Raw genomic sequence first — 12,846 nt, 5'->3', positions numbered from 1 at the left:
AGCTCGGACGCCTGGCCCTGACCCTCGCCGCCTGGACCGAGCCCGTCCAGCTCACCCTCAGCCCTGAGGCCGACGCGGTCCTGCTCGCCTACCAGCGCGTCACCGAATCCCGCCTCCGCAAGGACGGGACCCTGGCGCCGATCGTCAACTGGGCCAGCAAGCGCGACGGAGCCGTCGCCCGCATCGCCGGACTCCTCCACCTCGCCACCCACCCCGAGGACGCCTGGACCCGGCCCATCGCCGCCGCGACCATGGCCGACGCCACCCGGCTAGGGGACTACTTCACCGCCCACGCCCTCGACGTCTTCAACGCCATGAAGGCCGACCCCGCCCAGGAAGCCGCCCACACGGTCCTGACCCACCTGACCGAGAACCGCACCGCCACCTTCACCAAACGCGACCTCTTCCGCGCGATGCCCCGCAGCGAGTTCGCCGCCATGGGCGATCTCGACCCCGCGCTGAACCTCTTGGAGGACCACGGCTGGGTCCGCCAGCAGCCCCCGCCGCCCCGCACCACCCGAGGCGGCCGGCCGCCCTCGCCCCGCTACGAGACCCACCCCCGCCTCACCCCCGGCGCCTGAAAACCCCCCGACCCGCTGACAGAACTGACAGAACCCCCCGACCAGTCGCCTGAGCTGCGGAAACGAGCACTTTCGGAGCTCTGACAAAACCTCCGGAAACTCTGACAGAACTCAAAAAACCCCGCCCGCCGGGCGATGGGCGCTCTGACAGAACCGAGGTTTTCGAGGTTCTGTCAGAGTTTTTCGAGGTTTTGTCACAACGGCCGAAGTGGCCGAACCCGCAGGTCAGGGGCCGTGTGGCGGGGTTCTGTCAGTTCTGTCAGCACTTTCCGGGGTTTTCGCGCTGCGGCACCCCCGACTGAGCCGAAGGAACACCCCGAGGAGTGCACCGGATGGATCACCGAGAACTCGACTCACATGAAGACCCCACGCTCGCCCTCCTCACAGTCGAGGAGGCCGCCCGACGGCTCCGCATCGGGCGCACTCTCTGCTTCCGCCTCATTGGTTCGGGAGAGCTGGAGTCGGTCCCTGTGGGCCGGCTCCGCAGGGTTCCCCCTGCCGCGCTGAACGACTACGTAGCCCGGCTCCGCGCGGCCAATCGGCCTGCTGCGGCGGCACGCTGAAAAGGACAACAGTGGAAGAGAAGAAGCGGACACGCCAACCCAACGGTCGGTCCTCGATCTACTTGGGGAAGGACGGCAAGTGGCACGGTCGGGTCACGGTCGGCATCCGCGACAACGGTGAGCCGGACCGCCGGCACGTCGAGCGGAAGACACGCGCCGAAGTGGCCGAAGCCGTCCGCGAGCTGGAACGGCAGCGGGATGCCAAGACCGTACGCAAGCCGGGCAAGCCCTGGACGGTCAAGGCGTGGCTGATGCACTGGATTGAGAACGTTGCGCCCCTCGCCGTCAACGACAACACGATGGTCGGGTACGGCGTGGCCGTGCGGAAGCATCTGATCCCTGGATTGGGGGCTCACCGCCTCGACAGGCTCAAGCCCGAGCACATCGAGGCGTTCTACGCCAAGATGCAGGCCAACGGCAGCAAGTCCGCGACCGCTCACCAGGCGCACCGAACCTTGCGCACCTCCCTTAACGAGGCCGTGCGACGCGGGCATCTCGGCAAGAACCCCGTGCAGTTGGCGAAGGCGCCGAAGACGGGGGAGTACGACGTGGAGCCCTACAGCGTCCAAGAGGTCCAGCGTTTGCTCAAGGCTGCTGCTCGGCACCGCAACTCCGCCCGCTGGGCCGTCGCGCTCGCCCTCGGACTGCGCCAAGGGGAAGTGCTCGGTCTCCGGTGGGAGGACGTGGACCTCGACGGTGGGTTCCTCGTGGTCCGGCGCAGCCGTCACCGCCCGCAGTACGCCCACGGGTGCGTGGATCCCTGCGGGCGCAAAGCCGCCGGATACTGTCCGCAGAGGGTTCGTACGAACCCCGAGCTGGCCCCGACCAAGTCGCGCGCCGGCCGCCGCGCGGTCGGTCTCCCTGAACAGCTTGTCGACCTGCTCAAGGTGCATCTCAAGGCGCAGGAAGGGGAGCGGGAAGCGGCGGGGGAGCGGTGGAAGGAGAACGGCCTGGTTTTCCCGGATGAGCACGGCCGCAGCCCGTCACACCGCCGGGACTGGGCGGAGTGGAAGGCTCTGCTCGTAGAGGCGAAGGTCCGGGACGGGCGTCTGCACGACGCGCGCCACACGGCCGCCACGGTCCTCCTCATCCTCGGCGTTCCCGAGAGGGCTGTCATGGGCCTCATGGGATGGTCGACCACGGCCATGGCCGCCCGCTATCAGCACATGGTGGATGCGGTGCGGACGGACATCGCACGGCAGGTGGATGGCCTGATCTGGCAGCCCGGGGCGGACCGGCCGGAGGACGGCGACGACGGGGCGGCCGGGGTGCTCGTACCGGCCGAATGAGACGGAAACTGAGACGGGCGAACGAAAGGGCGGCACCCCGTGAGGGGTGCCGCCCTTTTCTTTTGCCTGGTCAAGGCTCTGGAGACCGTGGCGGGAATTGAACCCGCGTAACTCGCTTTGCAGGCGAGCCCCTCAACCACTCGGGCACACGGTCGTGTTGTGCACGGGTACGACCGTAGGACGGGGGCGGGCGGGGCTCAAGGGTTCCGGGGGGCGCGCCATGCGACTGCCACACCGCCGCAACACTCCGTTCGCGGTCGTACGTCCGAGGACCGAGCGGAACCGGGACTTCGGACAGGAGCCATCCCGGGGTTCGCCTCTTACTCTGGGAGGATGAGCGCCCTCGAACCCCGCGACGCCGACGTCGCCCACGCCCCCGGACCCCCCGCCGCACACGGCGACAGCAAGGGGTCCGTCCTCGATCCGGACCACCGGGCGCTCAGCATCGGCATGGTCTCCGTCGTCCTGCTCATCGCCTTCGAGGCGACCGCCGTCGGCACCGCCATGCCCGTCGCCGCCCGCGAACTGGACGGCATCCCGCTCTACGCCTTCGCCTTCTCCGCGTACTTCACCACCAGCCTCTTCGGCATGGTCCTGGCCGGCCAGTGGTCCGACCGGAGCGGCCCGCTCGCGCCCCTCACCGCCGGCATCAGCGCCTTCGCCGCCGGGCTGCTCCTCTCCGGGACCGCCGGCGCCATGTGGATGTTCATCCTCGGCCGGGCCGTGCAGGGCCTCGGCGGCGGCCTCGTCATCGTCGCCCTGTACGTGGTCGTCGGCCGGGCCTACGCCGAACACCTCAGGCCCGCGATCATGGCCGCCTTCGCCGCGAGCTGGGTCGTGCCCTCCATCGTCGGCCCCCTCGCCGCCGGGACGATCACCGAGCAGCTCGGCTGGCGCTGGGTCTTCGTCGGCATCCCCGTCCTCGTCGTCTTCCCGCTGGCCCTCGCCCTGCCCGCGATCCGCCGCACCGCCTCCGGCCCGACCGACCCGGGCGCGCCCCCCGTCCTCTGGGACCGGCGCCGGATCGTGCTGGCCCTCGGCATCTCGGCCGGCGCGGCGCTCCTCCAGTACGCGGGCCAGGAACTGCGCCTGCTCGCCCTCCTGCCCGCCGCGGCCGGTCTCGCGCTGCTCGTGCCCGCCGTCCGCGGGCTGCTGCCGCGCGGCACCTGCCGGGCCGCCCGCGGCCTGCCCTCCGTCATCCTGCTCCGCGGCATCGCCGCCGGGTCCTTCATCGCCGCCGAGTCCTTCATCCCCCTGATGCTGGTCTCCCAGCGCGGCCTCAGCCCCACCCTGGCCGGCTTCTCCCTCGCCCTCGGCGGACTCACCTGGGCGCTCGGTTCCTGGATCCAGGCCCGGCCGTGGACGGAGCCGTACCGGGAGCGGCTCGTCGTCGTCGGCATGGTCCTCATCGCCCTCGCGATCGCCGCCGCGCCCAGCGTGCTGATCGCGTGGGTGCCGGCGTGGACGGTCGCGGTCGTCTGGGCCTTCGGCTGCTTCGGCATGGGCGCGGTGATCTCCTCCACGAGCGTGCTCCTGATGAAGCTCTCCGCCCCCGAGGAGGTCGGCGCCAACTCGGCCGCGCTCCAGATCTCCGACGGCCTCTCCAACGTCCTGCTCCTCGCGGCCGGCGGCGCGGCCTTCGCGGCGCTCGGCGGCGGCGCGGTGGGCCACGCGATGGACGCCGGCGCGACCACCGGCTCCCACCCGGCCGCCTTCGCGGCGGTCTTCCTGCCGGTGGCGGGGGTGGCGGCGATCGGGGTGTGGGTCGCGACGCGGCTGCACGAGACCGGTCCGAGCGCCGGACGCGGGGCCTGAAGCCCTTCGGTGCCACTCGGCCCCGCCCGACCGCACCGTTCTGGTGGGGCCGTGAACCTGCGTCTCCGCGACGACCGGACCGAGGCGCTCAAGCTGCGCGCCGAGCAGGAGGGCACCGGCGTGCACGCGCTCCTGCTCCGGGCGGTCGACGACTGCCTCTCCCGCACCGCCCGGCAGGCGATCGTGCGGCAGACCGCCAGGGAGCGGGCGGCCGAGCGGCACGAGCTGACGGAGCGGCTCACATGAGCCGCGTACACCTCTCCCGCCGAGCGCGACCGGTGGGACCGACGAGGTGAAAGCGATCGCGCAGGGTTTGCGCGAACTGATCGACGACCACGCGAGCTGAGTCACAACCGGGTCGCACCCACCCGTCGCGTACGACGTCCCGGCCGGGCCGCCGGTAAGGTGGCCCGGTTGTCATATCTGGACGAGCGTCGAACCCGGAGATCGTGACTACCACCACCGCCACCTCCTCCCATCACCTTTCTCCCGCCTTCCCCGGCCGGGCCCCGTGGGGTACCGCCGGCAAGCTGCGCGCCTGGCAGCAGGGCGCGATGGAGAAGTACATCCAGGAGCAGCCCCGTGACTTCCTCGCGGTCGCCACGCCCGGCGCCGGCAAGACCACCTTCGCGCTGACCCTCGCCTCATGGCTGCTGCACCACCACGTCGTGCAGCAGGTCACCGTCGTCGCCCCCACCGAGCACCTGAAGAAGCAGTGGGCGGCGGCCGCGGCGCGGATAGGGATCAAGCTGGACCCGGACTACAGCGCCGGCCCGCTCAGCAAGGAGTACGACGGCGTCGCCATCACGTACGCGGGCGTCGGCGTGCGGCCCATGCTCCACCGCAACCGATCCGAACAGCGCAAGACCCTCGTCATCCTCGACGAGATCCACCACGCCGGAGACTCCAAGTCCTGGGGCGAAGCCTGCCTGGAGGCCTTCGAGCCCGCCACGCGGCGCCTCGCGCTCACCGGCACCCCCTTCCGCTCGGACACCAACCCGATCCCCTTCGTCACGTACGAGGAGGGGAACGACGGCATCCGGCGGTCGTCGGCCGACTACACCTACGGCTACGGCAACGCGCTCGGCGACGGCGTCGTCCGGCCGGTCATCTTCCTCTCCTACAGCGGCAACATGCGCTGGCGCACCAAGGCCGGCGACGAGATCGCCGCCCGCCTCGGCGAGCCGATGACCAAGGACGCCGTCTCGCAGGCCTGGCGCACCGCGCTCGACCCCAAGGGCGAGTGGATGCCGAACGTCCTGCGCGCCGCCGACCGGCGGCTGACCGAGGTCCGCAAGTCCATCCCGGACGCCGGCGGCCTCGTCATCGCCTCCGACCAGGACTCGGCCCGCGCGTACGCCAAGCTGATCCGCGAGATCACCGGCACCAAGGCCACCGTCGTCCTCTCCGACGACACCGGCGCCTCGAACCGCATCGACGAGTTCAGCGAGAGCACCGACCGCTGGATGGTCGCGGTCAGGATGGTGTCGGAGGGCGTCGACGTCCCCCGCCTCTCCGTCGGCGTGTACGCCACCACCATCTCGACCCCCCTCTTCTTCGCCCAGGCCGTCGGCCGTTTCGTACGATCCCGCAGGCGCGGCGAGACCGCGTCCGTGTTCCTTCCCACGATCCCCAGCCTCCTCGGTTTCGCCAACGAGATGGAGGTCGAGCGCGACCACGTCCTCGACAGGCCGAAGAAGGCCGGCGAGGACGAGGACCCGTACGCCGAGTCCGAGAAGGAGATGGCCGAGGCCGAGCGCCAGCAGGACGAGGACACCGGCGAGCAGGACATGCTGCCCTTCGAGGCGCTGGAGTCCGACGCCGTCTTCGACCGCGTCCTGTACAACAGCGCCGAGTTCGGCATGCAGGCCCATCCCGGCAGCGAGGAGGAGCAGGACTACCTCGGCATCCCCGGCCTCCTCGAACCCGACCAGGTGCAGCTGCTCCTCCAGAAGCGCCAGGCCCGGCAGATCGCGCACAGCCGCAAGAAGCCGGACACCGAGGCGGACCTCCTGGAGCTTCCGGCGGAACGGCGTCCCGTCGTTTCCCACAAGGAGCTGCTCGAACTGCGCAAGCAGCTCAACACGATGGTGGGTGCGTACGTCCACCAGAGCGGCAAGCCGCACGGCGTGATCCACACCGAGCTGCGCCGGGTCTGCGGCGGGCCGCCGAGCGCCGAGGCGACGGCCGGGCAGATCCGCGAGCGGATCAAGAAGGTCCAGGAGTGGGCCACGCGGATGCGCTGACCCCCGGCCCCCCGAAGTGTGATCGAGGCCCGTACGCCGCCGCGCGTACGGGCCTCGCGCATCCCATGAGGACGGGAGCGGGCCCGGAGACCGGCCCCCACGGCCGGCCTCCTGCCGCCTCCACGCTACGGGCACGACATAGCCGATCTTGTCCGCCAAAGTCCCTCGTCCGACCGACGAAGGTCCCGAAACGTCTTCATCCGGTCGCCTGCGCCCGGATTCTGGACGAGGTCTTCCGCTCAGCGGAGCGCGCCGCTACTGTCCCGGCTCACAAGCATTCGCCCCGTGGCAGCGCCGCCGCGGAGCGCAGCCGGTGTACCCCTTCCTGCCGGCGGCCTCTGACGTGCGTCGCCGCGGGACCGGCGCCGTAACTCCGTGAGAGCCCGCCGCCACTCACCCTGAAGGAGAGGGCGTCGTGACCGCGGAGACCTCCCAGACGCTCGACCGGGGACTCAGAGTCCTCAAACTGCTCGCCGACACCGACCACGGTCTGACGGTCACCGAGTTGTCCAACAAACTCGGTGTCAACCGGACCGTGGTCTACCGGCTCCTCGCCACGCTCGAGCAGCATGCCCTCGTCCGCCGCGACCTCGGCGGACGCGCCCGCGTCGGCCTCGGCGTGCTGCGGCTCGGCCGCCAGGTCCACCCCCTGGTGCGCGAGGCCGCGCTGCCCGCCCTGCGCTCGCTCGCCGAGGACATAGGGGCGACCGCCCACCTGACCCTCGTCGACGGCGCGGAGGCGCTCGCCGTCGCCGTCGTCGAACCGACCTGGACCGACTACCACGTCGCCTACCGGGCCGGCTTCCGGCACCCGCTCGACCGGGGCGCCGCCGGCCGCGCGATCCTCGCCGCACGCCAGGGCGGACTGATCGACCCCGGCTTCACCCTCACCCACGGCGAACTGGAGGCCGGCGCCAGCGGCGCGGCCGCGCCGCTGGTCGGCGTCACCGGCGTCGAGGGCAGCGTCGGCGTCGTCATGCTCGCGGACGCGGTGCCGGAGCGGGTGGGGCCGAGGGTGGTCGACGCGGCCCGGGAGGTCGCGGACGCGCTGCGCTAGGGCGCGCGGCGACGCGCCCTTCCGCACGCGGTCCGGGCCCGTCGGGGCGGGGGACGCGGCGCCGGGGCGGGGGACACGGCGGCGACGGCCCTCGTACGGCGCGGGGTGGGGGACTTCTTCGGTCGCCGGTTCCGGGTGCCCGCGCCCCCGGCCCGGCCCCGGCGCGCGCCCCAGTAGATTGGGGGCGTGCTCTCCAGCCTCTCCCGTCCCCGTGCCCTCGCGGTCTGCGCCCTGCCCGTCGCCGCCCTCTTCGCCGTCGTCGGGCTCGCGCCGCTGCCGTACGCGATCGCGCAGCCCGGCACGACCGCCGACGTGCTCGGCGAGGACCAGGGGCGGGAGGTCATCACCATCACCGGCGCTCCCGTCCACCCCACCAGGGGGCAGCTGCGGATGACCACGATCATCGCGACCGGGCCGTCCACCGACGTGGACCTCGGCGACGTGGTCGACGCCTGGTTCCGTACCGACCGTGCCGTCCTGCCGCACGACTCCGTCTATCCCTCGGGGAAGTCCGACGCCGAGATCGAGAAGCACAACCTCGGGCAGATGAAGGAGTCGCAGGACGCCGCCACCCTCGCCGCGCTCGGATATCTGAAGAAGGATCCCGAGAAGGTGAAGGTGACCCTGCACCTCGCGGACGTCGGCGGGCCCAGCGCCGGGCTGCTCTTCTCCCTCGGCATCGTCGACAAGCTCGACGGCGACGGGGACGGCGGTGACCTCACCGGCGGCCGGACCGTCGCCGGCACGGGGACGATCGAACCGGACGGCGCGGTCGGCGCGGTCGGCGGGGTCTCCCTGAAGACACAGGCCGCCGCCCGGGACGGTGCCACCGTCTTCCTCGTTCCGAAGAACGAGTGCTCGGACGCCCTGGCCGAGCAGCCCAAGGGCCTGCGGCTGGTGCCCGTCACCGAACTCAGCGACGCGGTGGCGTCCCTGCGGGCCCTGGAGCAGGGGCAGGAGTCGAAGGTTCCGTCCTGCTGACGTCCTCGGCGGGACCGGCGGCGCCGATGGCGCCGTCGGCTGGTCCGGAAGGGCCGGTGGGGCCGGTCTTCGGCGGGGCGTCCATGCCGCGCCAGGCCGGGAAGACCATCGGCGAGAGCGTCACGAGGAAGTAGAGCGCCCCGATCCCGAGCAGTGTCGCCGTCATTCCGACCCGCTCGACCAGGAGGCCCGCCACGAGCCCGCCCAGCGGGGTCGTGAGCAGCACCCCCGCCGTACTCGCGCCCACGACCCGGCTGCGCAGCTCGTCGGGCACCTGCTCGTAGGCGACGGTGGTCAGGATCGGATTGAGGACCCCGACGCCGAGCCCCGACGCCGCGAGCGTCACCAGGAGCGGCGCGGTGGTGTCGGTGAGGGCGGCCACCACGTACGGCGGGGCGCCGCCCATCAGGAAGCCCGCGGTGAACACGACCCGGCGCGGGAAACGCTCCCCGATCGCCCCGTAGAGCAGGGCGCCCGCGAGGGCGCAGCCGGCGAAGACCGAGACGAGCAGGCCCTGCGCGGCGGGTCCGCCGAGATCCTCCCGCGAGTGGACCGGCAGCAGTACCGAACCCCAGCTCTGGTTGAGGCCGTTGGTCACCATCACCATGACCATGATCCCGAGCATCAACCGGGCACGGAACAGGAAGGAGTACCCCTCGCGCAGGTCGGCGCGGTAGCGGGCGGCGGAGAGGCGCGGTCCGTCGCGCAGCGGCTCCGCCGACGGCACCCCGCGCAGGGTCGCCGCGACGAGCAGCGCGGAGACGGCGAAGGTGGCCGCGTCGACGTACAGCACGGTGCCGGGGCCCAGGAACGCGACGAGCAGTCCGGCGATCGCGGCGCCCGTCATCCGGGCCCCGCGCGCCACCGCGTCGTACAGGCTGGCGGCCCGGGTGAGCGAGGTCCCGGCCTGTCCGGCCAGATCGGGGACGAGCACGTGCCGGGCCATCTCGCCGGGCGCGTGGAACAGGCCCGTGACCGCCATCAGCGCGCAGAGCATCCAGAAGCGGAGGAGTCCGGTCTGGTGCAGCAGCGGGATCGCGGTGAGCGCGAGGCCGCAGACCAGGTCGGACGTGATGCTGACCCGACGGCGCCCGAGGCGGTCGATGACCGGGCCGCCGGCGACGGCGGCGAGCACGACGGGGACGGCCGCGCAGAAGGCGACCAGTCCGGCCTTGCCGGGGCTTCCCGTGGTCTCGAGCGCGAACCACGGGACGCCGATGAGCGTGAGCGAATTGCCGGTGACCGATACGGCGTTGGCGGCCAGGACGCCGGTCAGCGGCGTGCGGTGGTTCCGTTCCGTCGTCACGTGGTGTCCCCCCGTCCCCCGGTCAGGTCACGCGGCCAGGGCGGCCGGGTGGTGGGCGGGCGTGACCATGCGCAGGCCCAGTTCGACGAGCCTCCAGCCCAGTTGGGCGCGGAGGGCGGGGAGGCGCGCGGGGACGTCCGGTCGGACGGCGGCGGCCTCGTGCCGGAGCTCCTCGGCGGTCAGCGCGTGCAGCTGGAGGTGGATGTCGGCATGCATGATGCGGGTCCTTCCGGGGGCGCGGGCGGTGACGGTGCGGGCATGCGTGCGGGCGTGCGGGCGTGCGGGTGGTACGGCTCGTGCGGGCGGCGCGGCTGGTGCGGGGCGGCGCGGGCGGGGCCCGGATCAGTCCTCGCGCTGCGGGAACGCGTGGAAGTGGATCCGTACGCGCTCGGCGTCCGGCGCGTCCTTCTCGGCGACGTCCTGGTACGAGTTGATGAGCGCGTGTATCCGCTCGTCGAGCTCGCGCAGCTTCTCGGCCGGGAGGCGCAGCGTGAAGTCGCTCATGTCGGAGGCGCCGAGCCAGCTCTCGTGCCAGTCGTGCCGGGTGCCGAGGTAGGTGTGCAGCTCCTGGGTGTGGATGTTCGCGATCTCGTGGGTGTAGACCGCGATGGCGCCCCGGACCTCCGGGTCCGGGTTCTTGTAGAGCGACTCGTCGAAGGTCGTGGTCCGCAGGGACGCCTTCCACCAGCGCTCCCGGCCCTTGCCGAGCGCCGGGTCGTCCTCGACGAAGCCGTGGGCCGCGAGCTGGCGCAGGTGGTAACTGGTCGCACCGCTGGACTCGCCGAGCCGCTCGGCCAGTTGGGAGGCGGTGGCGGGACCGCTCCGGCGCAGGAGGCGCAGCAGTTGGATCCGGAGCGGGTGGGCGAGCCCGCGCAGGGAGCGCGGGTCCAGGGCGTTGCTCAGGTGCTCTTCGGGCTCGGACATATCTGAATCGTAGGGTTGCAAAGAAGGAGTTGCAAGAGGTTCTTTGCAACTCCTTCTTTGCAGAGCTCTTTTTGCACCGTCCCCTCCATGTCTCCGTGTCGGCCCGTGGGCCTACTCGTTCGCCGCCTGCTCCACCAGCGGGATGATCCGCAGCGGGACCGGGTTCTCCATCACGATCGCCGTCGACGCCCGGACGATCCCCTCGAAGGCCACCACCTTGTCGATCACCCGCTGCAGGTCCGCGTTCGAGCGGGCGACGAGCCGGCAGAGCATGTCGCCGTGGCCCGTCGTCGTGTGCAGCTCCAGGACCTCCGGCACCGTCGCCAGGTGCCCCCGCACGTCGGCGCCCTGGCCCTGCTTGATCTCCAGGGTCGCGAAGGCCGTCACCGGATACCCGAGCGCCGCCGGGTCCACCTGCGGCCCGAACCCGCGGATCACTCCGCTCGCCTGGAGCCGGTCCAGCCGCGCCTGCACCGTGCCGCGCGCCACCCCCAGGCGCCGGGAGGCCTCCAGGACCCCGATGCGCGGCTCGCGCGCGAGGAGCGCGATCAGCCGGCCGTCCAAATGATCGATCGCCACAGTGGCCTCCCCATGGTCAGGATGTACAAGTCGCTCGGCCATACTCGCCGGTCGCTGTACACCTTGACCAGGGGATCAGCAAACTCTTGCGCACCTTGCCGAACGGCGGGACATTGCTGCCATGGCAGATACCTCGATGACCATCGACCCCAACCCTTCCACCGCGCGTGAGGCCGATCCCTTCCCGGTCAAGGGAATGGACGCGGTCGTCTTCGCGGTCGGCAACGCCAAGCAGGCCGCGCACTACTACTCCACGGCCTTCGGCATGAAGCTGGTCGCCTACTCCGGACCGGAGAACGGCAGCCGCGAGACCGCCAGTTACGTCCTCACCAACGGCGCCGCCCGGTTCGTGTTCACCTCCGTCATCAAGGCCACGACCGACTGGGGCCGCTTCCTCGCCGAGCACGTCGCCGAGCACGGCGACGGCGTCGTCGACCTGGCGATCGAGGTGCCGGACGCGCGCGCCGCGTACGCCTACGCCGTCGAGCACGGCGCCACCGGCATCACCGAGCCGTACGAGCTGAAGGACGAGAACGGCACCGTCGTCCTCGCCGCCATCGCCACGTACGGCAAGACCCGCCACACCCTCGTCGAGCGTTCCGGCTACGACGGCCCCTACCTGCCGGGCTTCGTCTCCGCCAACCCGATCGTCGAGCCCCCGGCCAAGCGGACCTTCCAGGCCATCGACCACTGCGTCGGCAACGTCGAGCTCGGCAAGATGAACGACTGGGTCGGCTTCTACAACAAGGTCATGGGCTTCACGAACATGAAGGAGTTCGTGGGCGACGACATCGCGACCGAGTACTCGGCGCTGATGTCGAAGGTCGTCGCGGACGGCACCCTCAAGGTGAAGTTCCCGATCAACGAGCCGGCGATCGCGAAGAAGAAGTCGCAGATCGACGAGTACCTGGAGTTCTACGGCGGCGCCGGCGTGCAGCACATCGCCCTCGCCACCAACGACATCGTGGCCTCCGTGCGCGCGATGCGGGCCGCGGGCGTGCAGTTCCTCGACACCCCGGACTCGTACTACGACACGCTCGGCGAGTGGGCGGGCGAGACGCGCGTGCCCGTCGAGATCCTGCGCGAGCTGAAGATCCTCGTCGACCGCGACGAGGACGGCTACCTGCTGCAGATCTTCACCAAGCCGGTCCAGGACCGCCCGACCGTCTTCTTCGAGATGATCGAGCGCCACGGGTCGATGGGCTTCGGCAAGGGCAACTTCAAGGCGCTGTTCGAGGCGATCGAGCGCGAGCAGGAGAAGCGCGGCAACCTCTAGCCGCCGACGGTGAGGGGCTCCGGGGCCCGGCCCCGGGGCCCCTCACGCATGCGCTCCCGTCCCCGCCGCGTGGGCCCGCGTCCGGCTGGGCGGTGCCCCCTGCCCTCGCCCGTGTGGGCAATCGTCCCGCTGGGCGAGGGGGTCCCCCCTGCTCGAGCGGAACGATTGCCCACAACGGGTGGGCGCAGCCCCGGCGGAACGATTGCCCACAACAGGGGGTGGGAGAGCG

The 12,846-nt window shown here is 71.5% G+C and carries 13 protein-coding genes and 1 tRNA gene; 9 read left to right on the top strand and 5 right to left on the bottom strand.

Annotation, left to right across the window (positions count from 1 at the left end):
- The 3 genes from ACZ66Z_RS10370 to ACZ66Z_RS10360 form a co-directional block, all read left to right on the top strand.
- Window positions 1–581 (top strand): DUF3987 domain-containing protein (locus ACZ66Z_RS10370; RefSeq protein WP_469933549.1); only part of this gene is annotated, 581 nt, incomplete at its 5' end.
- 332 nt (window positions 582–913) lie between these two features.
- Window positions 914–1,144 carry an excisionase family DNA-binding protein gene (locus tag ACZ66Z_RS10365; RefSeq protein WP_469933548.1) on the top strand — a complete coding sequence of 77 codons (231 nt, stop codon included), beginning with the start codon at window positions 914–916 and terminating at the stop codon, window positions 1,142–1,144.
- Window positions 1,145–1,155: 11 nt separating this feature from the next.
- Complete coding sequence (locus tag ACZ66Z_RS10360; protein ID WP_469933547.1) at window positions 1,156–2,433, top strand: tyrosine-type recombinase/integrase; 1,278 nt, start codon at window positions 1,156–1,158, stop codon at window positions 2,431–2,433.
- Between the two features lie 79 nt (window positions 2,434–2,512).
- Here ACZ66Z_RS10360 and ACZ66Z_RS10355 read toward each other — a convergent pair.
- Window positions 2,513–2,587, bottom strand: a tRNA-Cys gene (locus tag ACZ66Z_RS10355).
- A gap of 179 nt (window positions 2,588–2,766) precedes the next feature.
- On the opposite strand from ACZ66Z_RS10355, the gene ACZ66Z_RS10350 reads away from it, so the two are divergent.
- The 5 genes from ACZ66Z_RS10350 to ACZ66Z_RS10330 all read left to right on the top strand — a co-directional run bounded on the left by ACZ66Z_RS10350 (window position 2,767) and on the right by ACZ66Z_RS10330 (window position 8,532).
- On the top strand, window positions 2,767–4,248 hold the full coding sequence (locus ACZ66Z_RS10350; RefSeq protein ID WP_469933546.1) for an MFS transporter: 1,482 nt from the start codon (window positions 2,767–2,769) through the stop codon (window positions 4,246–4,248).
- Between the two features lie 51 nt (window positions 4,249–4,299).
- Window positions 4,300–4,494 carry a CopG family transcriptional regulator gene (locus ACZ66Z_RS10345; RefSeq protein WP_469933545.1) on the top strand — a complete coding sequence of 65 codons (195 nt, stop codon included), beginning with the start codon at window positions 4,300–4,302 and terminating at the stop codon, window positions 4,492–4,494.
- A 203-nt stretch (window positions 4,495–4,697) separates the two neighbouring features.
- On the top strand, window positions 4,698–6,494 hold the full coding sequence (locus ACZ66Z_RS10340; protein WP_469933544.1) for a DEAD/DEAH box helicase: 1,797 nt from the start codon (window positions 4,698–4,700) through the stop codon (window positions 6,492–6,494).
- 415 nt (window positions 6,495–6,909) lie between these two features.
- Window positions 6,910–7,551 carry an IclR family transcriptional regulator gene (locus ACZ66Z_RS10335; protein ID WP_469933543.1) on the top strand — a complete coding sequence of 214 codons (642 nt, stop codon included), beginning with the start codon at window positions 6,910–6,912 and terminating at the stop codon, window positions 7,549–7,551.
- Between the two features lie 186 nt (window positions 7,552–7,737).
- Window positions 7,738–8,532 (top strand): S16 family serine protease, encoded by a 795-nt coding sequence (locus tag ACZ66Z_RS10330; RefSeq protein ID WP_469933542.1) that lies wholly within the window; start codon window positions 7,738–7,740, stop codon window positions 8,530–8,532.
- On the opposite strand, the gene ACZ66Z_RS10325 is transcribed toward ACZ66Z_RS10330, so the two are convergent.
- The 4 genes from ACZ66Z_RS10325 to ACZ66Z_RS10310 all read right to left on the bottom strand — a co-directional run bounded on the left by ACZ66Z_RS10325 (window position 8,465) and on the right by ACZ66Z_RS10310 (window position 11,341).
- Window positions 8,465–9,838, bottom strand: a complete 1,374-nt coding sequence (locus tag ACZ66Z_RS10325) for an MFS transporter (RefSeq protein ID WP_469933541.1) — start codon at window positions 9,836–9,838, stop codon at window positions 8,465–8,467. The genes ACZ66Z_RS10330 and ACZ66Z_RS10325 overlap by 68 nt on opposite strands.
- A gap of 27 nt (window positions 9,839–9,865) precedes the next feature.
- Window positions 9,866–10,054, bottom strand: a complete 189-nt coding sequence (locus ACZ66Z_RS10320; protein WP_469933540.1) for a hypothetical protein — start codon at window positions 10,052–10,054, stop codon at window positions 9,866–9,868.
- 126 nt (window positions 10,055–10,180) lie between these two features.
- Window positions 10,181–10,762, bottom strand: a complete 582-nt coding sequence (locus ACZ66Z_RS10315) for a helix-turn-helix domain-containing protein (protein ID WP_469933539.1) — start codon at window positions 10,760–10,762, stop codon at window positions 10,181–10,183.
- A gap of 111 nt (window positions 10,763–10,873) precedes the next feature.
- Entirely contained in the window at window positions 10,874–11,341 is a 468-nt protein-coding gene (locus ACZ66Z_RS10310) for an Lrp/AsnC family transcriptional regulator (RefSeq protein WP_469933538.1), read from the bottom strand.
- 121 nt (window positions 11,342–11,462) lie between these two features.
- On the opposite strand from ACZ66Z_RS10310, the gene hppD reads away from it, so the two are divergent.
- Window positions 11,463–12,617 carry a 4-hydroxyphenylpyruvate dioxygenase gene (hppD, locus tag ACZ66Z_RS10305; protein ID WP_469933537.1) on the top strand — a complete coding sequence of 385 codons (1,155 nt, stop codon included), beginning with the start codon at window positions 11,463–11,465 and terminating at the stop codon, window positions 12,615–12,617.
- Window positions 12,618–12,846: the final 229 nt, after the last annotated feature.

The organism is Streptomyces sp. NPDC107498, from assembly GCF_055582805.1.
The sequence above is the reverse complement of the archived record's forward strand: the minus strand, read 5'-3'. Positions and strand labels throughout refer to the sequence as shown.

What these genes read in the sequence shown, in the direction of transcription:
- hppD (WP_469933537.1), top strand. Translation starts at nt 11,463, where the DNA reads ATGGCAGATACCTCGATGACCATCGACCCCAACCCTTCCACCGCGCGT.
- ACZ66Z_RS10320 (WP_469933540.1), bottom strand. Translation starts at nt 10,054, where the DNA reads ATGCATGCCGACATCCACCTCCAGCTGCACGCGCTGACCGCCGAGGAG.
- ACZ66Z_RS10315 (WP_469933539.1), bottom strand. Translation starts at nt 10,762, where the DNA reads ATGTCCGAGCCCGAAGAGCACCTGAGCAACGCCCTGGACCCGCGCTCC.
- ACZ66Z_RS10365 (WP_469933548.1), top strand. Translation starts at nt 914, where the DNA reads ATGGATCACCGAGAACTCGACTCACATGAAGACCCCACGCTCGCCCTC.
- ACZ66Z_RS10350 (WP_469933546.1), top strand. Translation starts at nt 2,767, where the DNA reads ATGAGCGCCCTCGAACCCCGCGACGCCGACGTCGCCCACGCCCCCGGA.